The following is a 22,103-nucleotide window of genomic DNA, read 5'->3' as shown; positions in this document are numbered from 1 at the left end:
CGAAGGCCCCCACCGGGCGCACCGGTGGGGGCCGCACGCGTGCGGTGGGGTCAGGAGCGGCGCAGCAGCCGCCAGGTGGCGTAACCGCCGGTGCCCAGGGCGAGCAGGAAGACGGCCCACACGACCGTGGTGCTGACCTGGACTCCACCGTTGCTGCCGACGTTGGCCCCGGCGGCGGCGATCAGCGAATCGCTCTGCGCCGGGGGCATCGCGGGAGGCGGGAGCTGCTGCCAGCGGACCAGCCCGGTGCTCTCCAGCATCAGCATGTGATTGGTGACGAAGGTGTTCGTCTGGTCGGCGAGCTTGCGCACGATCGGGTCCCGGGTGCTGGCCCGCACCGCGCCGATCACCGGGAAGATGTTGCCGTGGGCGACCCGCAGCCGGGTCACGAAGATCTGGTCGAACTGGGCGCCGGTGGCGTTCTGCATCTCGGTCAGCCAGCCCTGCTGCTGGGTGGTCGGGGTGGTCGGCAGGGTGGCGCCCAGCTTGTTCGCGGCCTCGACCACGAGCTGGTCCAGGACGCCGTGCTGTCGCGCGATCTCCGCGCCGATCTCCCGTATCCGCTTCGACTGGCCCTTCTCGGCGGCCATCTGCCCGGCCGGCATCTCCCAGAGCCCGGCCAGTCGTACCCCGTTGAGCAGCGTCATGTCGGCGGCGTTGAGCTGCACACCGGGGTTGGGCGCGGCCAGCGCCGCGCCGGGAAGGACGCCGATCCCCGCGGCGAGCGCGACGAGCAGCAGGATCACCCGGTGCGCCAGCCGGCGGCGTGCGGATTCCAGCGGTGCCATGGTTGCGGTGCCTCCTCGGTCCGGACCGGTACGCGGGACGGCGCGGACGGCCGCCCCCGCGGCCGTCCGTCCGCCCACTGGTACGGATCACGACCCGATTCAGTTCACCGGAATCGGGGGCCGGTCAGCCGACGTCGAGCGGGTCGGCGAGGAGGCGTTCGAAGGCCAGTTCGGCGGCGCCGATCAGCGCCGCGTCGTCACCGAGCTTCGGGGTACGCAGCCGCACGTGCTCCAGGCAGGCGGGCAGCCCGTTGCAGTTGAGCCGGCTGCGCACCTGGGCGGCGGCGGCCAGGTAGAGGTCGCGCATGGTGCCGCCGAAGATGACCATCTCCGGGTTGAAGATGTTGACCAGGTTGGCCACGCCGAAACCGAGCCAGTCGCCGGCCTGCCGGACGGCGGTCTGGGCCCGCGCGTCACCCCGGTCGGCGGCGTCGAAGACGGCCAGCAGTGCCTCCCGCCCCCGGGCGTCGGAGCGGCCGGCGGCCCGGAGCAGCCCGTGCTCGCCGATCTCGGTCTCCCAGCAGCCGCGCCGCCCGCAGTCGCAGCGCATGCCGTCGCGGACCACCACCATGTGGCCGACCTCGCCGCTGTAGCCGCCGTGCCCGGTGAGCCGCCGCCCGCCGGCGATGATGCCGGCCCCGACGCCGACGTCCCCGTAGAGGTAGATGACGTTGTCGCAGCCGGCCGCGGCGCCCCGGGCGTGCTCGGCGAAGGCGGCCACGTCGGCCACGTTGCCCACCGTGATGGGCACGTCGACGCCCAGCTCGGCGGCGAGCGCCGCGCCGATCGGCTCGTCCACCCAGCCGGTGGTCGGGCTGAGCCGGACCAGCCCGTCCTCGCGGCGGACCATGCCGCAGACCGCCACCCCGGCGCCGACGCAGATCGAGTCGGGCGGCACCGCCCGGTGCATCTCCCGGACCGCGTCGGCCAGCAGCGGGGCGGCCTCCCCGGCGACCAGGTTCCGCGGCCGTTCCAGCTCCCGGCGGTCGAGCACCTCGCCGCCGAGCCCGACCCGCGCGGCCCGCAGCCGGTCCACCTCGACGCTGTACGCGTACGCGTAGACCCGGGCCGACTCGGGCCGGACGACCAGCGAGGGTCGTCCGGCCCGGCCGGTCTCCTTCGGCGTCCCCTCGCTGACCAGACCGGCGCCGGCCAGGTCGGCGGTCAGCGCGCCGATGGTGCTGCGGTTGAGGCCGAGCGCGGTGGTCAGCTCCGCGCGGGTGGTGGCTCCGCGCACGTGCACGTAACGGAGCAACGCGCCCAGGTTCTGCCGACGGATCTCGTCCTGACTGGGTCCCGCGCGCATCGCCACCGTCATGTCCGTACCGGGTTCAGCGGGTGCCGGTGGCGGCCGAGCGGCGCCTTGACAGGGCGTCGACACCGGCGGCGAGCATGAGCACCGCGCCCGTGAAGATGTACTTCAGGCCGGAGCTGAGGTCCAGCAGTCCCATGCCGTTGATGATGACAGCCACCACGGCGCCGCCGAGCACGGCGTTGATCATCCGGCCCTTGCCGCCGAAGAGGCTGGTGCCTCCGATGACGGCCGCGCCGACCGCGTAGAGCAGGACGTTGCTGCCGCCCGTGTTGGGGTCGACCGACCGGTCCTTGCTGGCCGCGATGATGCCACCGATCGCGGCCATCCCCGAGCAGATCACGAAGGCGGAGATCTTGATCCGGTCCACGTTGATACCGGCCCGCCGCGCGGCCTCCGCGTTGCCACCGACCGCGTAGAGGTGCCGGCCGTACGCGGTGCGGTTGAGCACGAACGTCCAGAAGACCAGCAGGACCGCGATGATGGGCACGACCACCGGCATGCCCTTGTTCGACGTGATCAGCGTGTTGATGCTGCGCTCCTGGTTGAGCACGTAGACGGCGAAGCCGATCAGGACGGCGACCCCGAGGATCCGGGCGCCCACCACGGCGATCGGATCGGTGACCAGCCCGCGGGCGGCCCGGTTCCGGTGCCGCAGCAGCTGCGCGGCGGCGTACCCGAGGATCGCGACGGCGGCCAGCAGCCAGCCGACGGCCGGCGGGATCCGGCCGTTCTCGATGCCGACGATCACGTCGTCGCCGATCGAGATGTTGGTGCCCTCCTTCATGAGCAGCAGCACCACGCCCTGGAAGGCGAGGAAGCCGGCCAGGGTGACCACGAAGGACGGGATGCCCACCTTGGCCACCAGGAAGCCGAGTGTCAGACCGATGATCACGCCGGTGGCGAGGGCGGCCAGCACCGCCACGTACCAGGGGTAGCCGAGCACGCTGACGACGTTGGCGAGGATGGCCGCGCACACGCCGCTGGCGAAACCGGCGGAGAGGTCGATCTCACCGAGCAGCAGCACGAAGATCAGGCCCATGGCGATCACCGTGACGGCGGCGCCCTGGGTGAAGAGGTTCGCGAAGTTCGCCGCGGAGAAGAAGACCGGGCGCACGATCGCGAAGACGACGCAGAGCACGACGAGGCCGGTGACGGCGGGCAGGGAACCGAGATCGCCACCGCGTACCCGCGCGACGTAGTTGCGGACGTGGTCGGCGACGGCGGGCGTGGGCGTGACGGCCGCCGGTCCGTCCTTCTTCACAGCGGTGGTGGTCATCGAAGGGCTCCCGGGGTCGCGTCGGCGGGCTCGCTGCCGTTGCCCGACCCGGCGCCGAGGCCGAGGTTGCCGGAGCGGCCGGCGGTGATCAGCTCGACCACCTGCGAGTGAGTGATCTCGGTGGTCTTCACCTGCGCGACCATCTGGCCGAGGTAGAGCGCGGCGATCCGGTCGGAGACGGCGAAGACGTCGTTCATGTTGTGCGAGATGAGCACCACGGCCAGGCCCTTGTCGGCCAGCCGGCGGACCAGCTCCAGCACCTGGGCGGTCTGCGCGACGCCGAGCGCGGCGGTCGGCTCGTCCAGGATGACCAGCTTGCTGTTCCAGAGCACGGCCTTGGCGATGGCCACGGTCTGGCGCTGCCCGCCGGAGAGGCTGGACACGTGCTGGCGCAGCGACTTGACGGTGCGGACACTCAGCCCGGCCAGGGTCTCGGCTGCCAGCTGCTCCATGGTCGGCTCGTCCAGCACGACCCCGCTGCGCTTCTCCCGGCCCAGGAACATGTTCTGCACGATGTCGAGGTTGTCGCAGAGCGCGAGGTCCTGGTAGACCACCTCGATGCCGAGTCCGGCGGCGTCACGCGGGTTGTGGATGGTCACCGGTCGCCCGTCGAAGAGGAATTCGCCGGCGTCGGTGGGGTAGATGCCGCTGATGCACTTCACCAGGGTCGACTTGCCGGCGCCGTTGTCGCCGACCAGCGCGGTCACCTCACCGGGATGGGCCGAGAAGGCGACGTCGCGCAGAACCTGGACGGGACCGAAGCTCTTGTCGATCCCGCGTAGCTCCAGCAGGGGGGTCGCGGACACGGGGGTCTCCTTTGGACGGAGGGGAGATCTCGGAGCCCGTCCGCCGCGTGCCGCCCGGCACGGTGGTGACCGTGCCGGGCGGCGCCGCCGGAGCGGGTTGGTGTGGCTCGGGTCAGCTGATGCCGGCGTCGGTGCAGAGCTTCGCGTACGCCGCGGTGCAGAGCTCTTCCTTGGTGACGAAGCCGTCAGCCACGACGTCCTTCACGTTGTCCTTGTAGATGGCCTTCGGGGTGAGCAGGACGGCGTCCACGTCACGGCCACCCTCCGGGTCCTTGACCTTCTGGCCGGTCTCCTTCTTCTCGCCCTTGGCCAGCGAGATCGCCAGGTCCGAGGCGGCCTTCGCCTCCTCCTTGATGGCCTTGTAGACCGTCATGCACTGGTCACCGGCGAGGATGTTCTGCAGGCCCTGGACGGTGGCGTCCTGGCCGGTCACCGGCACCTTGCCGTTGAGCTTGTTCTTCTTCAGCACCGAGATGGCCGCGTTGCCGAGACCGTCGTTGGCGGCCAGCACGCCGTCGATCTTGCCCTTGGTCTGGGTGAGCATCTGCTCGAAGATCACGCCCGCCTGAGCGTTGTCCCAGTCCGGAACCGACTGGTCGGGGCCCTTCACGTAGTCCTTCGAGTCGAACTTCGGCTTGAGCACCGAGTCGTACCCGTTCTTGAACAGCGTGGCGTTGTTGTCGGTGGGGGAGCCGTTCAGGTAGGCCACGACCGGGCTCTTGGCGCCCTTGTCGGTCAGGCACTTGCTCAGGCCCTCGCCCTGGAGCTTGCCGACCGCCTCGTTGTCGAAGCTGACGTAGTACTGGGCGGAGCCGCCCAGGGTCAGCCGGTCGTAGTCGATGGTGGCGACGCCCTGGGACTTGGCCTTCTCCAGCACGGCCTTGCCGGTGCCGGAGTCCAGGTTGACGATCATCAGGGCGGTGACGCCGCTGGTCAGCATGCCGTCGGCAATGGTGGAGAAGGCGGACTTGTCGCCCTGGGCGTTCTGGATGGTGTAGTCGACACCGGCGGCCTTGAAGGCCTCCTCCAGGAACTTGCGGTCCGCGCCCTCCCAGCGGGCGGAGGACTTGCTGTCCGGAAGGATCACGCCGATCTTCGGCTTCTTGTCGGTCGAGCCGCCGGCCTGGTCGGAACCGCCGTTGTCACCGCAGGCGGCCATGCTGCCGGTCGCGAGAAGACCGACGGCCGCGAAAGTGAGGAAGCCCTTGCGCATGTGCATGGGTCCTTTCGGGGGTTGGGGGAGTTGTCGGTGGTTTGTTGTGCCCGGCAACGTATTCCTCCCTTCCCGAGCCGCGCAAGAGAGCCGAGGTCAGAAGTTTGTTGGCGGCGGTAACAATTCAGCAACGCAACTGACACCCACCGTCAACCAGCAGAGAGCGCTCCCCGGTCCGACGTGCGGAAACGCTCCCACGGCCGGACAGGGCGGTTCAGCGGGTGGCGATGGGCGCGGTGACGGCCCCCGTCAAGGCGACCAGGTCACCCGGGGCGAGTTGCAGTTGCAGGCCCCGACGCCCCGCCGAGACATAGACGGTCGGATGCTCCAGCGCAGAGGCGTCGACGACCGTGGGCAGCCGCTTGCGCTGGCCGAGCGGGCTGATCCCGCCGCGGACGTACCCGGTGGTCCGCTCGGCCACGGCGCGGTCCGCCATGGCCGCCCGCTTGCCGCCGACCGCGGCGGCGAGGGCTTTGAGGTCCAGCTCCCCGGTGACCGGCACGACCGCCACGGTCAGCCCGCCGTCGACCTCGGTGACCAGCGACTTGAACACCTGGGCCGGAGGAACCCCGAGGGCCGCCGCGACCAGCGCGCCGTAGTTCGGCGCGTCCGGGGAGACGTCGTACGGGTGGGTGCTGTGCGAGATCTTCCGCTTGGTCAGCAGTGCCGTCGCCGGAGTGCCCTGTCCCGCCATGAGCGACAAGCTAACCGGCCGCCGCCCGCCGGGCGAGCGGAAAACCGTCAGGCGGGAAGCGGCCGGCAGATCAGCACGGTGGGAGCGCCGGCGACCCGGGTCAGCACCAGGCTGGCCGCCTCGTCGCCGGCCAGCTTCAGGTCGCGGCGCAGCTTCTCCGGCTCCAGCGCCGAACCGCGCTTGAGGATCTCCACCCGGCCCACCCGGCGCTCCCGCAGCAGGGCGCGCAGCCGCTTCAGCGAGAACGGCAGCACGTCGGTGATCTCCAGGCAGCGGGCGAACGGGGTCGGTCGGGCCTCGTCGCCGTAGAGGTAGGCGATGCTCGGGTCGGCCAGCGTCGCGTCGAGGTCGCCGGCCAACTCGGCGACCAGGTGCGCGCGCACCACCGCCGGGTCCGGGTCGTAGAGGAAGCGGCGGGCCGCCCCGACCGGGGCCTCCGCGTCACCCGCGCCGGTCAGCACGTGTGCGGCGTCGCCCCGGAGCAGGGTGGCCCGGCGGGGCACCGCGGCCAGCGCGCCGCACCAGAGCGCGGCCTCGACCAGGTCGCCGTCGACGCTCACCCACTCGGCCTCGGCGCCCACCGGGATCAGCGCGTGGTCCAGCCCCGGGGCCACCTTCACCACCGTGTGCGGCACCCGCTCGGCCAGCCCGGTCACGAAGTCCCAGGGCGGCGAGTAGGCGTTCGGGTCGAAGATCCGCCGGCCGGTGCCGGCCTTCCGCCGGGCCGGGTCGCAGAAGGCCCCGTCGACCCGGGTCACGTCGAACGCCGTGGCGTCCCCGCACTCCACCGTGAACCGGTCGGCCAGCCCGGCCGCCTCGGCGTTCGCGGCGGCCATCGCGGCGGTCAGCGGGTCGGCCTCGACGCCGTACACCCGGATGCCGGCCCGGGCCGCGGCGAGCGCGTCCGCCCCGAGGCCGCAGCCCAAATCGGCGAGCGTGGCGACGCCCGCCGTGCGCAGCCGCTCCGCCCGGCGTTGCGCGACGACCCCCCGGGTGGCCTGCTCCAGGCCCGCCCGGGTGAAGAACATGGCGAGGGCCGCCGGGCCGAACTTGCCGACTGCGCGGCGGCGCAGCTCCGCCTGGGTCAACGCCGCCGCCGCGAGGTCGGCCGGCACCCCGCCGGAGCGGAGCGCGGCCGCCGCCGTCAGCGGGTCGCCGCCGGCCACCCGCGCCGCCGCGTCGAGCGCGGCCGACCCCTCGGGGGTACGCAGGGCGGCGAACTGTTCCAGGTCCACGCGGGCATTCTCCCGGCCGCGTCCGCTCCGGCTGGCCCGGGCCCCTGCGATGGTCGTGATCGACTCCAGCTCGGCGGGGTGGCGGTGTCCGGAGTGTGCGGATGCCGCCAGGTCGGCGACCTGGAGTCGATCGATCGCGCTCGGCGGCCGGTCCCCGACGGTGGTGTCAGCGAGGGGCCGGGGCGGCGGCGACGAAGGCCCGCCAGCTCGCCGGGTCGAAGGTGAGCACCGGGCCGCTCGGGTCCTTGCTGTCCCGGACGGCCACGACGCCCGGCAGGTCGTCGGCGACCTCGACGCAGGCACCACCGTTGGCATTGCTGCGGGACGCCTTGCGCCAGGAGGCGCGGCTCAGGTCCATGTCGTCACCACTTCCTCGATCAGCCGGGCGGACTGTCGGCATGGCAGCGCCTCACCGGCGACAGTCTCCCAGCGCCGCCCGAGGGTGGCAATGTCGTTCGGGCCGTCCACGGTCTGCCCGCGGAGTTGGTTGTCGAGGTGGCCCAGCTCGGCGCCGCTCGCGAGGCGGGCCAGGATGAACGGCCCGCCGAGTCCGATGTGCCAGGGGGAGCCGGCCGGCACCAGGCGCACCTGCACGTTCGGCTCGGCTCCGACGGCCAGCAGGTGCGCCAGCTGCTCGCGCATCGCGGCCCGTTCGCCGACCTGTCGGCGCAGCGCCTGCTCCTCCAGCACCGCGACGAACTGTGGTCGCTGGTCGCCGGTCAGCACAGCCTGCCGGGCGAGCCGGGCCACCACCCTCGCCTCGACCTCCTCGATCGTCATAGCCCCGCCCATGCTGAGCATCGCCCGCGCGTAGCCCTCGGTCTGCAGCAGGCCGGGGATGACGGTGGGGTCGTACCAGCGGAGTGAGGTGGCCTCCCGTTCGATCTCCTCCCACGGGCGGAACCAGTCGGGGGCGGCGTGGAACCGGATCAGCTCCAGCATGGTGGCGAAGAGGCCGCCGGTCTTGAGCACCGCGTCGACCCGGGCCACGTAGTCCGGCCGGACCGGCCGTTCGCCGGTCTCCACCGCGCTGACCTGCGACGACGAGTAGTTGACCAGCTTGCCCAGCTCCTCCTGGCTCAGCCCACGCGCCTGGCGCGCCCGCCGGAGCTGGTCACGCAGGAACGTCAGCGTCGGCACCTGGGTCATCCGGCCCTCCTTCCTCGACGGCTTCGGCTCCGGAAGGTAGGGATCCGGTCACCGCACGTCGAGGCGCTCCGGGCGTGTTGCGGGAACGAGTGGCGGAACTGTGGCGACACGAGGTGCGGCGCGTTGGCACTCTCCTTGACGGAGTGCTAGCCGAGGAATAACCTGCGATTAGCACTCTCACCCTGAGGGTGCCAACGCCCGGGCCCTGGTGTCCGGGGGTTGAGCGCCAGGCGGACCGGCACCCGCGACGACGGCCCCGCCCGGTGGCATGTGGCAGATTGACGCTGGTCGGCGTGCCGACCGGCAACGACACCAAGTACCCCAGGAGGGTATGCCCGTGACTACCGCGACCAAGGTTGCGATCAAGCCGCTCGAGGACCGCATCGTGGTCCAGGCGAACGAGGCCGAGACCACCACCGCCTCGGGCATCGTGATCCCCGACACCGCCAAGGAGAAGCCGCAGGAGGGCACCGTCCTCGCTGTCGGCCCGGGCCGGATCGACGACAAGGGCAACCGCGTGCCGATCGACGTCAAGGTCGGCGACACCGTCCTCTACTCGAAGTACGGCGGCACCGAGGTCAAGTACGCCGGCGAGGAGTACCTGGTGCTCTCCGCCCGCGACGTCCTCGCGGTCATCGAGAAGTAAGCAACCGATCAGTGTCGTTGCCCCGGTCCGGCTCGCCGGGCCGGGGCAACGACGCTTCGAAGGGATACAGATGGCGAAGATCCTGAGCTTCTCGGACGACGCCCGGCACCTGCTGGAGCACGGTGTCAACGCCCTCGCGGACGCGGTCAAGGTCACTCTCGGCCCGCGCGGGCGCAACGTCGTCCTGGACAAGAAGTTTGGTGCGCCCACGATCACCAACGACGGCGTGACCATCGCCAAGGAGATCGAGCTCACCAACCCCTACGAGAACCTCGGCGCGCAGCTGGTCAAGGAGGTGGCGACCAAGACCAACGACGTCGCCGGCGACGGGACCACCACCGCGACCGTGCTGGCCCAGGCCATGGTCCGCGAGGGCCTGCGCAACGTGACCGCCGGAACCAACCCGGCCGGCCTCAAGCGGGGCATCGACGCGGCGGCCGCCAAGGTCTCCGAGGCGCTGCTCGGCCGGGCCGTCGAGGTGGCCGACAAGGAGTCGATCGCGCACGTCGCGACGATCTCCGCGCAGGACGCCACCATCGGCGAGCTGATCGCCGAGGCGATGGAGCGGGTCGGCCGCGACGGTGTCATCACCGTCGAGGAGGGCTCCGCCCTCACCACCGAGCTGGAGGTGACCGAGGGTCTCCAGTTCGACAAGGGCTTCATCTCGCCGAACTTCGTCACCGACGTGGAGGGGCAGGAGGCGGTCCTGGAGGACCCGTACATCCTGATCACCACGCAGAAGATCTCGGCGATCGAGGAGCTGCTGCCGCTGCTGGAGAAGGTTCTCCAGAACAACAAGCCGCTGCTCATCATCGCCGAGGACGTCGAGGGCCAGGCCCTGTCCACGCTGGTGGTCAACGCGATCCGCAAGACCATCAAGGTCTGCGCCGTGAAGGCCCCCGGCTTCGGCGACCGCCGCAAGGCGATGCTCCAGGACATGGCGATCCTGACCGGCGCCGAGCTGGTCGCCCCGGAGCTGGGCTACAAGCTCGACCAGGTCGGCCTCGAGGTGCTCGGCACCGCCCGCCGCGTGGTGGTCGACAAGGAGAACACCACGGTCGTCGACGGTGGCGGCCAGGCCGCCGAGGTCGCCGACCGGGTCGCCCAGATCCGCAAGGAGATCGAGGCCTCGGACTCCGAGTGGGACAGGGAGAAGCTGGCCGAGCGGCTGGCGAAGCTCTCCGGCGGCATCGCGGTGATCAAGGTCGGCGCGGCCACCGAGGTCGAGATGAAGGAGCGCAAGCACCGCATCGAGGACGCCATCGCCGCGACCAAGGCCGCGGTCGAGGAGGGCACGGTCCCGGGTGGCGGCGCCGCCCTGGCCCAGATCCTGCCGGTGCTCGACGACGACCTGGGCTTCACCGGTGACGAGAAGGTCGGCGTCTCGATCGTGCGCAAGTCGCTGGTCGAGCCGCTGCGCTGGATCGCCCAGAACGCCGGCCACGACGGCTACGTGGTGGTGCAGAAGGTCGCCGGCCAGGAGTGGGGCAACGGCCTCGACGCCGCCACCGGCGAGTACGTCGACCTGGTCAAGTCCGGCATCCTCGACCCGGTGAAGGTGACCCGCAACGCGGTCACCAACGCGGCGTCGATCGCCGGCCTGCTGCTCACCACCGAGAGCCTCGTGGTGGAGAAGCCGGCGAAGGCCGAGCCGGCCGCCGCCGGTCACGGCCACGGTCACGGCCACGGCCACCAGCACGGCCCGGGCTTCTGATCCCGCGCCGTACGGCCTGACGTCAGGGCACACCGCCACGCGGCGGTGTGCCCTGACCCGTATCCGCTTACGGAACGGTGACGAGGTTGGCGGTCGCCCGCTCCGACCGACGACACTGGTCGCCGTGAGCAGCATCTCGCGCGGTCGAGCCGCGCTGGCCGGGGTCACCGCCGCGGCCGTCGCGATCGGGGTGGCCGAACCGGTGGCCGTCCTCACCGGCCCCCGGTCCGCGCCCCTGATCGCGGTCGGCGGGCTGGTGGTCGACCTGGTGCCCGAGCCGCTCAAGCAGTTCGCCATCGCGGTCTTCGGCCGCTACGACAAGATCGCCCTGCTGATCGGCACGGCGGTGCTGCTGGCCGCGATCGCCGCGCTGCTCGGCGTGCTGGCGGCCCGGCGGCTCCGGATCGGCCTGGCCGGCATCGCGGCGTTCGCCGCCCTCGGGGTGGCCGCCGCGCTGACCCGGGCCGGCGCGGACGCCTCCGACGCGCTGCCCTCCCTGGTCGGCGGCGGGCTGGGGGCGCTCACGCTCTGGGCCTTCCTGGCCGGCCCGCTGCGGGGGGACGCCGAGCCGTCGACCTCGTCCCGGCCGTCGGCCACCTCGCAGACGCCGGCGCCGGCCACGCCGCCCGAGCCCTCGCTGTCCGCGCCCACACCGCCCCCGATCGTCGCCGCGCTCGCACCCGAGGAGCCCTCGGCCGGGTGGGAGCCGCTGGAGCCCGGCGACCACGAGTCGCGACGGCGGTTCCTGCGCGGCGTCGGCCTGCTGGCCGGCACGGCGGCGGTTGCCGGGCTCGGCGGGCACTGGCTGGCCGGGCGGCGGGGCGTCTCGGCGGCCCGGGAGGCGGTGAAGCTGCCCGCCCCGGTCGCACCCGCCGCGCCGGTGCCGGCCGGTGCGGACCTCGCGGTGAGCCGGCTCGCCCCCTTCGTCACCCCGAACCGGGAGTTCTACCGGATCGACACCGCCCTGGTGGTGCCGCAGGTGGACCCGGCGACCTGGCGGCTGCGCATCCACGGCCGGGTCCGCAACCCGATCGAGCTGAGCTTCGACGACCTGCTCGCCCGGCCGATGGTCGAGCGGTACGTCACCCTGGCCTGCGTCTCCAACGAGGTGGGCGGGGACCTGATCGGCAACGCCCGCTGGCTGGGCGTGCCGATCAAGGAGTTGCTGGACGAGGCCGAGCCGGAGGAGGGGGCGGACCAGGTGGTCGGCCGGTCGGTCGACGGCTGGACCTGCGGCACTCCCACCGCCGTGCTGCGGGACGGGCGGGACGCGCTGCTCGCGGTCGGGATGAACGGCGAGCCGCTGCCGGTCGAACACGGCTTCCCGGTGCGGATGGTGGTGCCCGGCCTCTACGGGTACGTCTCGGCGTGCAAGTGGGTGACCGAGTTGGAGCTGACCAGGTTCGCGGACTTCGACGCGTACTGGGTGCCGCGCGGGTGGTCGGCGCAGGGGCCGATCAGGACGCAGTCCCGGATCGACACGCCCCGCCCGCGCAACCGGCTCACCGCCGGTCCGGTCATGGTGGCCGGGGTGGCCTGGGCCCAGCACCGGGGCGTCCGCACCGTCGAGGTACGCGTCGACGACGGCCCGTGGCAGGAGGCGACCCTGGCCCCGACGGTCTCGGTGGACACCTGGGTGCAGTGGTCGTGGCGCTGGGACGCCACGCCGGGCGAGCACACCCTCCAGGTCCGGGCCACCGACGCCGTCGGGGAGACCCAGCCGGAGCGGCGGCGCCCGGTCGCCCCGGACGGCGCCACCGGCTGGCACACCGTCACCGTGACGGTGGGCTGACGCGGACGTCTTGTCCGATGGATGCGGACATACCGGACTGATCCTCGCTAATCTCGTCCGGTGGAGGACAGGCGGGGGCGCAGGCGCTCACTGATCCACGGCTACGGCGCGGCCCGGCGGGCCAGTTGGCTGGAACTCTTCTTCGACCTGGTCTTCGTGGTCGCGGTGTTCCGGCTCGGCCAGCTGCTGGTGGCCGACCCGTCGGCACGCGGGGTGCTGATCTTCGCCGGCCTGATCAGCGCGGTCTGGTGGCTGTGGTTCAGCTTCTCCTACTTCGCCGACCTCTTCGACGACGACCGCCCGCCGAGCCGGCTGGTGCAGCTCACCGCGATGCTCGGGGTGCTGGCGCTGGCCGCCTCCCTGCCCGGCGCGAGCGCCGCCGACGCGAACCGGTTCGCGGTGACCTACGGACTCCTGCTCGTGCTGCTCGCCGGGTCGTACGGCGTCGTGGGGTGGATCGACCTGGAGGCCCGGGACTTCTGCCGGTGGAACGCCGGCGGCTTCCTGGTCGCCGCGGCGCTCTGGTTCGGCTCGCTGCTGGCGCCCGCACCCGGCCGGTACGCGGTCTGGGCGGTCGCGCTGGTGCTCAACGCGGCGGTCGCCGGACCGCTGGCGTACGCCCTGGCGCGGCGCGCACCCACCCAGAAGTCGCACATGCCGGAACGCTTCGGCCTGTTCACCATCGTCGTACTGGGGGAGGCGGTCCTTGCGGTGGCGAACGGCATCGACGCCGGCGGCTGGCGGCCGGCCTCGGTGGCGATCGGGGTCGCCGGGTTCGTCATCGCGTGCGGGATCTGGTGGGTGTACTTCCTCGCCACGTACGACCGCGAGGCGGGCAACCGGGTGCTGCAGGCCGGGCGGCAGGCGATCGTGCGCAGCTACCTCTACGCCTACGGGCATCTGGTGGTCTATGCGGCGATCGTGGCGGCGGGGGTCGCCGTCGAGCTGGCGGCGGAGGCGGCGGCCGGTCACGGCCCCGGAGCCGTCGTGGCCGGTCGGCTGCTGGGCGGCAGCCAGGTGGCGATGATGATCGGTTGCGTCGTCATCTACCGCGGCATCAGCCTGTCGGTCAGCCGCTCGGTCGGACTGACCCAGGCCGGCCTGGCGCTCGTGGCGCTGGTGGTCGCGCTGGCGGGGTTGCCGCCGCTGATCGCGGTTCCGCTCGTCGCGGTGCCGTGGGTGGTGCTGACGGTCGTCGAGCAGTGGTCCGCCTCGGAGATGGAGGGCTGAGCCCACCGCCGCGGCCCGCTCCGCGGGGGAGCGGGCCGCGGCGGTGGTGCCGGCGGCTCAGACCGCGACGCGCCCGCCGTCGACCGGCAGGATCGCGCCGTGCACGAAGCTCGCCCGGTCGGTGGCCAGGAAGGTGACCGCCTCGGCGATCTCCTCGGCCGAGCCGGGGCGCCCGGCGGGGGCCATCGTCGCCAACTGGTCGAGGTCCTCGCCCATGACGGCGGTGCCCTCCGTGCGGGTGGGGCCGGGGCTGACCCCGTTGAGCCGGACCCCGTGCGGCCCGTACTCGGCCGCCCAGGACTTGGTGAGCAGCACCAGGGCGGCCTTGCTCGCCCCGTAGAGGCTCATCCCCGCCATGCCGAACTCGGCGACCATGGTGGTCAGGTTGATGATCGCCCCGTGGCCCCGCTTGGCCATCTCCGGCGCCAGCTCGGCCACCAGGAAGTACGGCACCTTGACGTTCAGCGCGAACACCGCGTCGAAGGTCTGTTCGCTGGTCTGCTCGGTGGGGCCGAACGGGTAGATGCCCGCGTTGTTGACCAGGATGTCCACCTCACCGGCCAGCTCCCGGGCCCGCGCGGCGAGTTCCCGCGCGGACGCCTCGTCCCGCAGGTCGACGGCCACGAAGTCGGCCCGCCCACCGCTCGCGCGGATGTCCCGGACCACCTGGTCGCCCCGCTCGGGATCCCGGCCGGAGATCACCACGTGTGCGCCGAGCCGGGCCAGCGCCGTGGCGGCCGCCCGGCCGATGCCGCTGTTGCCGCCGGTCACCAGTGCCGACCGGCCCTGCAGTTCGGTGCTCATCCTTCACCCACTCCTGTTCCGCGCCTGCGCGGCGCCGGTCGGGCCTGTCCCGACCAGTGGGTGCAAGTCGGCGGACGGCCGCCTTTTTCCCGCCGGGTTGATCGAGGAACTTATGGCCGCCATAAGCGACCACGGGCTACTCCGCCTCGCGCATCTCCAGGGTGGCGATCAGCTGACCGAGATCGCGCCGGTGGGAGCTGGCCGGCCAGGCGGCCCAGGTGCGCCGGACCAGGGGATGGCCGACCAGCGGGGCCCAGGTGACCGACTCGGGGAGCGGTTGCGACCAGCGGGGCGGTGCCAGCGCGAAGGCCGTGCCCGCGGTCACGGCGGCGAGCTTGACCTCGGCGATCAGCTCCTGCCCCTCCGGCGCGGCGGGTCCGAGATCCAGCCCGTGACTGCGCAGGATCGCGGTCAGCTCGTCATACCAGGCGGGGCTCCCGGAGCGCGGGAAGCCGACCCAGTCCAGCCCGGCGAGCGCGTCCAACCGGATCCCGTCCGGCCCGGCGACGGCGGCGGCCTGTGCGGTGGCCAGCAGCACGCCCAGCCGTTCCTCGACGACCGGTACGGCGTCCAGGTCGGCGCCGATCGGGTGTTCGCGCACCAGGCCGACATCGAGCTCACCGGCGCGCAGCGCGGCGAACTGTGCGGCGGTGGACAGGTGGCGGGCCTGGACCCGGGTAGCCGGAAAGGCCACCGCCAGCTCGGCGAGCGGCCGGGTGAGCAGGTCGGCGGGCAGCTCCAGCGGAATGCCGAGCCGGAGTACGCCGCCGCCCGTCGCGCCGTGCCGGTTGACCGCGGCCACCGCCTGCTCGTATCGCGCCAGCAGCGCCCGGGCCTCGGTCAGCAACGTCAGGCCCGCCTCGGTGGCCCGTACGCCGGTGCTGCTGCGGACCAGCAGCGGCACCCCGAGCTGCCGCTCCAGCCCGTTCATGGTCTGGGACAGCGCCGGCTGGCTGAGGTGCAACCGGCGGGCGGCCGCGGACAGGCTCCCCTCCTCGACGACCACCACGAACGCCCGCATCTCCCGCAGCTCCACCGGCCCATCAGATCACGCACCGCGGGGGCCGCCGGGCGGGAAGCCGCCACGCGGACGACGCCGCGCCCGGGGGCTCCGGGCGCGGCGTCGGGGTGGTCGGTGCGGAACGGTCAGGCGATCTTCCGCTGATCCGGAACGGTCTTGCGCTGATCCGGGACGGCGGACTTGTGGGGCCGGCCGAGGCGGGCCTCCAGCCGGGCGACGTCCACCCGGCTCTGCCGGCGGTCGGCCAGGTCCTCCCAGCCGAGGGCGAGCAGCCGCAGCCGCTCCGACTCGCTGAAGCCGCCCCACACGCCGTAGGGCTCGCGGACCGAGAGGGCGTGCGCGGCGCACTCGGCGCGCACCGGGCAGGCGCGGCAGACCGCCTTGGCGCCGGACTCGCGGCGCAGCCGCGACGAGCCGCGCTCGCCGTCGGGGTGGAAGAACTGGGCGCTGTCGCGCCCCCGGCAGGCACCGAGCCGCTGCCAGTCCCAGAGGTCGACAATGGGTCCGGGCAGCCTGCGTACGTTCGACATCAGCACCCCTCCTCCCGCGCGGCACCGCGGAGAATCTCGTGGCCAGCTCCTACCGGGCGGTGGTCCGCGCGGGACACCGTTTCCGGAGTGACCCCTCGGTACCCGGGCTTTCCCGCGCTCACACATCCGTGATCGAAAACCTCGGACAGTCGGCGGCATATGCCCCATCTGCCGGAAAAGTTCGGATGATTGCCCGGAACCTCCTCCCGGGCACACCCCGTCGTGGTCTGCTCTGAGGCGGAGAGGAGACCACTGTGCGTAGCGTTCTCGTGTGCGTTCGGACACCACTCGCGGCCCAGCATTTGACCTCCGCGGCGGCGCGGCTCGGGCTGTCCGGCGTGCTCCGGACGGCCGTCTCCGATCCCGAGGTGATGCTGCGGCTCGCCGAGCGCCCGGTCGACGTCGTGCTCGCCGACACCGCCCTCACCCGGCCGGACAGCGCCGGCTTCGTCCGGCGGGTGCTCGCCCGCGCCCCGCAGGCCGCGGTGCTGCTGCTCGGCGCCGAGGAGTCCGAGGCGGCCGCGGCCACCATCAGCGCCGGGGCGCGGGGCCTCATCCAGAACGCCGACCACGACCTGACCAGCGCGGTCGCCAAGGCCCTGCTGCTGCTCTCCGCCCCCGGCCGGCCCACCCGGCACCGGGTCAGCGACCCGGCCCGGGACGCCGCGGCGGTCGGCGGGCCGACCCGGTCCACCGCGCCGGGGCGTACCCCGGCCGGGCCACCGTGGCCGGCGAGCCCGGCGGAGGGTCCCGGCGGCGGGCCCACGGTGGTGCCCGTGCAGCGCGGCGAGGACGCCGCCGACCCGGCGGCCGCCGAGGCGGAGCCGGCGCCTGCGGGCGGCCCGCAGCGGCCGGCGCGCACCCCGCGCAGCGCCATCGGGCTCACGGAGCGTGAGCTTCAGGTGCTGCTCGGCATGGCCGAGGGGAAGAGCAACGCGGAGATCGGGCGGGAGCTGTTCGTCTCGGAGGACACCGTCAAGACGCACGCCCGCCGGCTGTTCCGCAAGCTCGGCGCGCGCGACCGGGCGCACGCCGTGGCCGCCGGCTTCCGCGCCGGCCTGGTCGCCTGAGCCGTCGGTCAGTCCTCCGCGGCGGCGTCGTCGGTGCCCTCGGTGAGGGTGTCGTGCACGCCGTCCGCGTAGCCCCGGGCGTAGTCCCAGCTCACGTAGTGGTCCGGGTCGGGGTCGTAGGCCGGCTCGTGCACCCGGGGCCGCCCGGAGTTGAGCAGGTGCCGCAGGTTGCCGCGGAGCAGGTCCCAGTCGAAGTAGTGCGGCTCGCGGCAGTCCTCGCACTCGATGACCAGTCCGCGGACCCCGATCGGCTGGAGCAGGGCCTGGTAGATCTCCAGGTCGGCGAGATCCTCCAGGACGTCCTGCCGCTCGATCTCGGTCAGCGGGTCGAGCGGGTCGGCCTCGCGCGGGTCGTGCAGGCCGGCAGCCGGATCGGCCGGGTCGCCGTTGAACGGGTCGATGGGCTCGTCGTGCACCCCCTCACCGTAGACCCCGACCGGCCGGAAAGCCCGCCCCCGGGACTCCCTGTGGCGCCGCCTACCCGGGCCCGCCGCTGCCGGGGGCGGGCCAGCTCAATGGGTACGATGAAGCGACGCGCCGTCACCCCGGCGTGCGCCGGTGCCCGCGCGCGCCGCCTCGCTGCAGCCCGTCCGACCAGCTCAGGGGAGCAATCGTGGAGAATTCGCCCAGCACCGAGATCCCGGCCGGCCGCGACGGCGGTGAGCTGGGCGGTCATCTGCCCGAGCTGCCCGCCGGCTCGGCCCGGGTGGTGCCGCTCGGGCTGACCTTCGACGACGTGCTCCTCCAGCCGGGCGAGTCGGACGTCGTGCCGAGCCGGGTCAACACCCGCACCCGGCTCACCCGCCGCATCGAGCTGACCGTCCCGCTGCTGTCCAGCGCCATGGACACCGTCACCGAGGCGCGGATGGCGATCGCCATGGCCCGCCAGGGCGGCATCGGCGTGCTGCACCGCAACCTCTCCGTGGAGGACCAGGCGCTCCAGGTCGACCTGGTCAAGCGCTCCGAGTCCGGCATGATCACCAACCCGGTGACCGCCAGCCCGGACGACACCCTCCGCGAGGTCGACGCGCTCTGCGGCCGCTACCGCATCTCCGGTGTGCCGGTGGTCGACGGGCAGGGCGAGCTGGTCGGCATCGTGACCAACCGCGACATGCGCTTCGTCTCCGACCCGGCCACCCCGGTCCGCGACATCATGACCCGGACCCCGCTGATCACCGCCCCGGTCGGGGTGAGCAAGGACGACGCCCTCGACCTGCTGCGCCGCCACAAGGTCGAGAAGCTGCCGATCGTCGACGAGGCCGGCAAGCTGCGCGGGCTGATCACGGTCAAGGACTTCACCAAGAGCGAGCAGTACCCGAACGCCACCAAGGACGAGGCCGGCCGGCTCCGGGTGGCCGCCGCGGTGGGCGTCGGCGAGGACGCGTACAAGCGGGCCCGCACCCTGGTCGACGCCGGGGTGGACGTGCTCATCGTGGACACCGCGCACGGCCACCAGCGGGCCGTGCTGGAGATGGTCGCCCGGCTCAAGAAGGACGTGGCCATCGACATCGTCGGCGGCAACATCGCCACCTACGCCGGCGCCAGGGCGCTGGTCGACGCGGGCGCCGACGGCATCAAGGTGGGCGTCGGCCCGGGCGCCATCTGCACCACCCGGATCGTGGCCGGGGTGGGCGTACCGCAGATCACCGCGATCATGGAGGCGTCCCGGGCGGCCCGCCCGGCCGGCGTGCCCGTGATCGGCGACGGCGGCATCCAGTATTCCGGCGACATCGCCAAGGCCCTGGTGGCCGGCGCCGACACGGTGATGCTCGGCAGCCTGCTGGCCGGCTGCGAGGAGAGCCCGGGCGAGCTGATCTTCATCAACGGCAAGCAGTACAAGGCGTACCGGGGGATGGGCTCGCTCGGCGCGATGCAGTCGCGGGGCCAGGCCAAGTCCTACTCCAAGGACCGCTACTTCCAGCAGGACGTGCTCGCCGAGGACAAGCTGGTCCCCGAGGGCGTCGAGGGCCAGGTGCCCTACCGGGGCCCGCTCGCCCAGGTCGCCCACCAGCTCACCGGCGGGCTCCGCGCCGCCATGGGTTACGTCGGCGCCGAGAGCATCCCCGAGCTGCACCGCCGCGGCCAGCTCATCCGGATCACCGCGGCCGGCCTCAAGGAGAGCCACCCGCACGACATCCAGATGACCGTCGAGGCGCCCAACTACCACTCCCGCTGACCCACCACCCCCAACCACCAGGAGTCCCCCATGCGTGACGTGGTCGAGATCGGGCTGGGCAAGACCGCGCAGCGCGGCTACCACCTGGACGAAATCGCCATCGTGCCGAGCCGCCGCACCCGGGACGTCGACGACGTCTCCACCGCGTGGCAGCTCGACGCCTACCAGTTCGGCATCCCCTGCGTCGGCCACCCCTCCGACGCGACCATGAGCCCGTCCTCGGCGGTGCGGCTCGGCCAGCTCGGTGGCCTCGGTGTGCTCAACGTCGAGGGCCTCTGGACCCGCTACGAGAACCCGGCCAAGGTGCTGGAGGAGCTGGCCGGCCTGGACGAGGACGCCCGGGCCACCAAGCGGCTCCAGGAGGTCTACGCGGAGCCGATCCGCCCCGATCTGATCGCCGAGCGGGTCCGCGAGCTGCGGGCCGGCGGCGGCACCGTGGCCGTCCGGGTCTCCCCGCAGCACACCCTGACGCTCGCCCCGGTGATCCTCGACGCCGGCGTCGACATCCTGGTCATCCAGGGCACCATCGTCTCCGCCGAGCACGTCTCCACCACCGACGAGCCGCTCAACCTCAAGGAGTTCATCGCCGACCTCGACCTGCCGGTCATCGTCGGCGGCTGCACCGACTACAAGACCGCGCTGCACCTGATGCGCACCGGCGCGGCCGGCGTGATCGTCGGCATCGGCGGCGACGACTGGTCCACCACCGAGTCGGTGCTCGGCATCCGGGTGCCGATGGCCACCGCCATCGCCGACGCCGCCGCGGCCCGCCGCGACTACCTCGACGAGACCGGCGGCCGGTACGTGCACCTGATCGCCGACGGCGACATGCAGACCTCCGGCGACATCGCCAAGGCGCTGGGCTGCGGCGCGGACGCCGTGATGCTGGGCGAGCCGCTGTCGCTCTGCGAGGAGGCCCCGGCCGGCGGCGCCTGGTGGCACTCGGCCGCCAGCCACCCGTCGCTGCCGCGCGGCGCGTTCGAGGTGGCCGGGGAGCCGCTCGGCTCCATGGAGAAGCTGCTCTTCGGCCCGGCCGACGAGCCGGACGGCCAGCTCAACCTCTTCGGCGGGCTGCGCCGCGCGATGGCCAAGTGCGGCTACCGCGACCTCAAGGAGTTCCAGAAGGTCGGCCTGGTCCTCGACCGCTGACCCGGGTGATCGGCCGACGGCGCGGGTGCGGATTCCGGTCCCACCCGCGCCGTCGCGCATCTACGCTCGGCGGATGACGCGCGGCCGACGGTGGTGCGCGGCGGTGCTCGCCGTCGCGTTGCTGGCCGGCGGCTGCACCGGAGACGACGACGAGCGGTTCCGTCCGGGCGCCGCGGACGCGGGAGACCCGTACGTGCCGGGGGCCGGCAACGGCGGCTACGACGTCGGGCACTACGCGCTGAAGATCCGCTACGACCCGGCCGACGACCGGCTCACCGGCGAGGCCGTCCTGACCGCCACCGCCACCCAGGCGCTGTCCCGGTTCCAGCTCGACCTGGCCGGCCTGACCGTCGACCGGGTACGCGTCGACGGCGCCCCGGCGAAGCACCGGCGCGACGGGGCCGAGCTGGTCGTCACCCCGGCACGCGGCCTGCCGGCCGGGCAGCGGTTCACCGTCGACGTGACCTACGGCGGGGTGCCGAAGCCGCTGCCCAGCACGGAGCTGGGCGACGGCGGCTTCCAGGCCACCGCGGACGGCGCGATCGCGCTGGGCCAGCCGGAGTCGGCGAGCACCTGGTACCCGGTCAACGACCACCCTTCCGACAAGGCCACCTACGACATCGAGGTGACCGTCCCGGACGGGCTCGCCGCGCTGAGCAACGGGGTGCCGAAGGGCACGGAGAGCAGCGGCGGCTGGACCACCTGGCGCTGGTCCGAGGGCGCCCCGATGGCCGGCTACCTGTCCACCCTGGTGATCGGCGACTACCGGGTCCGGACCGCCACCCACGCCGGGAAGCCGATGGTCACCGCCGTCGCCGGCACGTTGCCGACGGACGGGCCGGCCGCCGCCTCGGTGGCCCGCACCGGGGAGATCGCCGACTTCCTGGCCGGCCTTTTCGGGCCGTACCCGTTCGACGCGTACGGCGGGATCGTGGTGGCCGACGAGCGGATCCGGTACGCGCTGGAGACCCAGTCCCGGCCGGTCTACGGGCCCGGCTTCTTCCGGGGCGCCCGCCCGAACACCGAGGTGGTCGCGCACGAGCTGGCCCACCAGTGGTTCGGCGACAGCGTCTCGGTGGCCCGGTGGAGCGACCTCTGGCTCAACGAGGGCTTCGCCACGTACGCGGAATGGCTCTGGGCGGAGCACGACGGCGGGCGCACCGTCGAGCGGGCCTTCGCCGACCGGTACGCGGTCACCGACTGGGGCCGGCCCTCAGTGGACCCGGGCCGCGCCGCGATGTTCGGCGACGCGGTCTACCAGCGCGGCGCGCTCGCCGTGCACGCGCTGCGCCGTGCGGTCGGCGACGAGACCTTCTTCCGCATCCTGCACGGCTGGCTGGCCGAGCGGCGGGACGGCACCGCCACCACGGCCGACTTCGTCGGGTACGCCGAGCGGGCCGCCGGCAAGCCGCTGCGCGCGCTCTTCGACGCCTGGCTCGTCGGGGCGACCGCGCCGGCCCTGCCGTGACGCGGACGTGACGGACGCCGGTTAGGC

The 22,103-nt window shown here is 73.0% G+C and carries 20 protein-coding genes and 2 pseudogenes; 9 read left to right on the top strand and 13 right to left on the bottom strand.

The window, feature by feature from the left end:
- Nucleotides 1-50: 50 nt before the first annotated feature.
- From AC0OLQ_RS31975 to AC0OLQ_RS31935, 9 genes are all read right to left on the bottom strand, one after another.
- The gene (locus AC0OLQ_RS31975) at nt 51-788 is read right to left on the bottom strand and encodes a DUF4142 domain-containing protein (RefSeq protein ID WP_484529261.1); all 738 of its coding nucleotides are present in this window, start codon (nt 786-788) and stop codon (nt 51-53) included.
- Nucleotides 789-912: 124 nt separating this feature from the next.
- Complete coding sequence (locus AC0OLQ_RS31970; protein ID WP_357338971.1) at nt 913-2,094, bottom strand: ROK family protein; 1,182 nt, start codon at nt 2,092-2,094, stop codon at nt 913-915.
- Nucleotides 2,095-2,119: 25 nt separating this feature from the next.
- Nucleotides 2,120-3,379 carry a sugar ABC transporter permease gene (locus AC0OLQ_RS31965; RefSeq protein ID WP_484529260.1) on the bottom strand — a complete coding sequence of 420 codons (1,260 nt, stop codon included), beginning with the start codon at nt 3,377-3,379 and terminating at the stop codon, nt 2,120-2,122.
- A complete protein-coding gene (locus AC0OLQ_RS31960) occupies nt 3,376-4,185 on the bottom strand; it encodes an ATP-binding cassette domain-containing protein (protein WP_484529259.1) in 810 nt (269 codons plus the stop codon). Before AC0OLQ_RS31960 ends, AC0OLQ_RS31965 begins: the two co-directional genes overlap by 4 nt.
- A 112-nt stretch (nt 4,186-4,297) precedes the next feature.
- Nucleotides 4,298-5,398 carry a sugar ABC transporter substrate-binding protein gene (locus tag AC0OLQ_RS31955; RefSeq protein WP_484529258.1) on the bottom strand — a complete coding sequence of 367 codons (1,101 nt, stop codon included), beginning with the start codon at nt 5,396-5,398 and terminating at the stop codon, nt 4,298-4,300.
- A 214-nt stretch (nt 5,399-5,612) separates the two neighbouring features.
- Entirely contained in the window at nt 5,613-6,092 is a 480-nt protein-coding gene (gene ybaK, locus AC0OLQ_RS31950) for a Cys-tRNA(Pro) deacylase (RefSeq protein ID WP_484529257.1), read from the bottom strand.
- A 47-nt stretch (nt 6,093-6,139) separates the two neighbouring features.
- Nucleotides 6,140-7,327 (bottom strand): THUMP-like domain-containing protein, encoded by a 1,188-nt coding sequence (locus AC0OLQ_RS31945; protein WP_484529256.1) that lies wholly within the window; start codon nt 7,325-7,327, stop codon nt 6,140-6,142.
- Between the two features lie 166 nt (nt 7,328-7,493).
- Entirely contained in the window at nt 7,494-7,685 is a 192-nt protein-coding gene (locus AC0OLQ_RS31940) for a DUF397 domain-containing protein (RefSeq protein ID WP_484529255.1), read from the bottom strand.
- A complete protein-coding gene (locus AC0OLQ_RS31935; RefSeq protein ID WP_484529254.1) occupies nt 7,676-8,476 on the bottom strand; it encodes a helix-turn-helix domain-containing protein in 801 nt (266 codons plus the stop codon). The genes AC0OLQ_RS31940 and AC0OLQ_RS31935 overlap by 10 nt, the downstream gene beginning before the upstream one ends.
- Nucleotides 8,477-8,807: 331 nt before the next feature.
- On the opposite strand from AC0OLQ_RS31935, the gene groES reads away from it, so the two are divergent.
- The 5 genes and pseudogenes from groES to AC0OLQ_RS31910 all read left to right on the top strand — a co-directional run bounded on the left by groES (nt 8,808) and on the right by AC0OLQ_RS31910 (nt 13,858).
- Nucleotides 8,808-9,122, top strand: a complete 315-nt coding sequence (gene groES, locus AC0OLQ_RS31930; RefSeq protein WP_018222648.1) for a co-chaperone GroES — start codon at nt 8,808-8,810, stop codon at nt 9,120-9,122.
- A 70-nt stretch (nt 9,123-9,192) separates the two neighbouring features.
- Complete coding sequence (gene groL / locus AC0OLQ_RS31925; protein WP_484529253.1) at nt 9,193-10,836, top strand: chaperonin GroEL; 1,644 nt, start codon at nt 9,193-9,195, stop codon at nt 10,834-10,836.
- Nucleotides 10,837-10,960: 124 nt separating this feature from the next.
- Nucleotides 10,961-11,399, top strand: a pseudogene (locus tag AC0OLQ_RS31920) (molybdopterin-binding oxidoreductase); the annotation flags it as partial.
- Nucleotides 11,400-11,563: 164 nt separating this feature from the next.
- Nucleotides 11,564-12,628: pseudogene (locus tag AC0OLQ_RS31915) on the top strand (molybdopterin-dependent oxidoreductase); the annotation flags it as partial.
- Between the two features lie 60 nt (nt 12,629-12,688).
- Entirely contained in the window at nt 12,689-13,858 is a 1,170-nt protein-coding gene (locus tag AC0OLQ_RS31910) for a low temperature requirement protein A (RefSeq protein WP_484529252.1), read from the top strand.
- Nucleotides 13,859-13,915: 57 nt separating this feature from the next.
- On the opposite strand, the gene AC0OLQ_RS31905 is transcribed toward AC0OLQ_RS31910, so the two are convergent.
- The 3 genes from AC0OLQ_RS31905 to AC0OLQ_RS31895 form a co-directional block, all read right to left on the bottom strand.
- Nucleotides 13,916-14,662, bottom strand: coding sequence for an SDR family NAD(P)-dependent oxidoreductase (locus tag AC0OLQ_RS31905; protein ID WP_484529251.1), 747 nt, complete (start codon nt 14,660-14,662; stop codon nt 13,916-13,918).
- Between the two features lie 136 nt (nt 14,663-14,798).
- Nucleotides 14,799-15,698 (bottom strand): LysR family transcriptional regulator, encoded by a 900-nt coding sequence (locus AC0OLQ_RS31900; protein WP_357345665.1) that lies wholly within the window; start codon nt 15,696-15,698, stop codon nt 14,799-14,801.
- 110 nt (nt 15,699-15,808) lie between these two features.
- The gene (locus tag AC0OLQ_RS31895; protein ID WP_357345667.1) at nt 15,809-16,213 is read right to left on the bottom strand and encodes a WhiB family transcriptional regulator; all 405 of its coding nucleotides are present in this window, start codon (nt 16,211-16,213) and stop codon (nt 15,809-15,811) included.
- A 254-nt stretch (nt 16,214-16,467) separates the two neighbouring features.
- Between AC0OLQ_RS31895 and AC0OLQ_RS31890 the strand changes: the two genes are divergently transcribed.
- Nucleotides 16,468-17,283, top strand: coding sequence for a response regulator transcription factor (locus AC0OLQ_RS31890; RefSeq protein WP_357345669.1), 816 nt, complete (start codon nt 16,468-16,470; stop codon nt 17,281-17,283).
- An 8-nt stretch (nt 17,284-17,291) separates the two neighbouring features.
- Here the strand turns inward: AC0OLQ_RS31890 and AC0OLQ_RS31885 are convergent, their stop codons facing one another.
- Nucleotides 17,292-17,699 carry a DUF5319 domain-containing protein gene (locus AC0OLQ_RS31885; protein ID WP_357345671.1) on the bottom strand — a complete coding sequence of 136 codons (408 nt, stop codon included), beginning with the start codon at nt 17,697-17,699 and terminating at the stop codon, nt 17,292-17,294.
- 197 nt (nt 17,700-17,896) lie between these two features.
- Here AC0OLQ_RS31885 and guaB point away from each other — a divergent pair, with 197 nt between their 5' ends.
- From guaB to AC0OLQ_RS31870, 3 genes are all read left to right on the top strand, one after another.
- Nucleotides 17,897-19,459: an IMP dehydrogenase gene (gene guaB, locus AC0OLQ_RS31880; RefSeq protein ID WP_357345673.1), complete on the top strand. Its 1,563-nt coding sequence runs from the start codon at nt 17,897-17,899 to the stop codon at nt 19,457-19,459.
- Between the two features lie 30 nt (nt 19,460-19,489).
- Nucleotides 19,490-20,608: a GuaB3 family IMP dehydrogenase-related protein gene (locus tag AC0OLQ_RS31875; RefSeq protein WP_357345675.1), complete on the top strand. Its 1,119-nt coding sequence runs from the start codon at nt 19,490-19,492 to the stop codon at nt 20,606-20,608.
- Between the two features lie 73 nt (nt 20,609-20,681).
- Entirely contained in the window at nt 20,682-22,076 is a 1,395-nt protein-coding gene (locus tag AC0OLQ_RS31870; RefSeq protein WP_484529250.1) for a M1 family metallopeptidase, read from the top strand.
- The last annotated feature ends 27 nt before the right edge of the window (nt 22,077-22,103 follow it).

The sequence above is a fragment of the Micromonospora sp. Utrum1 genome, assembly GCF_057197805.1.
This window is presented reverse-complemented; position numbering and strand designations above follow the sequence as displayed.

Bases quoted from the DNA above. Each gene is read 5' to 3' on its own strand.
- ybaK (WP_484529257.1), bottom strand. From the start codon at position 6,092: ATGGCGGGACAGGGCACTCCGGCGACGGCACTGCTGACCAAGCGGAAG.
- AC0OLQ_RS31905 (WP_484529251.1), bottom strand. From the start codon at position 14,662: ATGAGCACCGAACTGCAGGGCCGGTCGGCACTGGTGACCGGCGGCAAC.
- AC0OLQ_RS31895 (WP_357345667.1), bottom strand. From the start codon at position 16,213: ATGTCGAACGTACGCAGGCTGCCCGGACCCATTGTCGACCTCTGGGAC.
- AC0OLQ_RS31970 (WP_357338971.1), bottom strand. From the start codon at position 2,094: ATGCGCGCGGGACCCAGTCAGGACGAGATCCGTCGGCAGAACCTGGGC.
- AC0OLQ_RS31940 (WP_484529255.1), bottom strand. From the start codon at position 7,685: ATGGACCTGAGCCGCGCCTCCTGGCGCAAGGCGTCCCGCAGCAATGCC.
- AC0OLQ_RS31875 (WP_357345675.1), top strand. From the start codon at position 19,490: ATGCGTGACGTGGTCGAGATCGGGCTGGGCAAGACCGCGCAGCGCGGC.
- AC0OLQ_RS31955 (WP_484529258.1), bottom strand. From the start codon at position 5,398: ATGCGCAAGGGCTTCCTCACTTTCGCGGCCGTCGGTCTTCTCGCGACC.
- groL (WP_484529253.1), top strand. From the start codon at position 9,193: ATGGCGAAGATCCTGAGCTTCTCGGACGACGCCCGGCACCTGCTGGAG.
- AC0OLQ_RS31965 (WP_484529260.1), bottom strand. From the start codon at position 3,379: ATGACCACCACCGCTGTGAAGAAGGACGGACCGGCGGCCGTCACGCCC.
- AC0OLQ_RS31975 (WP_484529261.1), bottom strand. From the start codon at position 788: ATGGCACCGCTGGAATCCGCACGCCGCCGGCTGGCGCACCGGGTGATC.
- AC0OLQ_RS31935 (WP_484529254.1), bottom strand. From the start codon at position 8,476: ATGACCCAGGTGCCGACGCTGACGTTCCTGCGTGACCAGCTCCGGCGG.
- AC0OLQ_RS31870 (WP_484529250.1), top strand. From the start codon at position 20,682: ATGACGCGCGGCCGACGGTGGTGCGCGGCGGTGCTCGCCGTCGCGTTG.
- groES (WP_018222648.1), top strand. From the start codon at position 8,808: ATGCCCGTGACTACCGCGACCAAGGTTGCGATCAAGCCGCTCGAGGAC.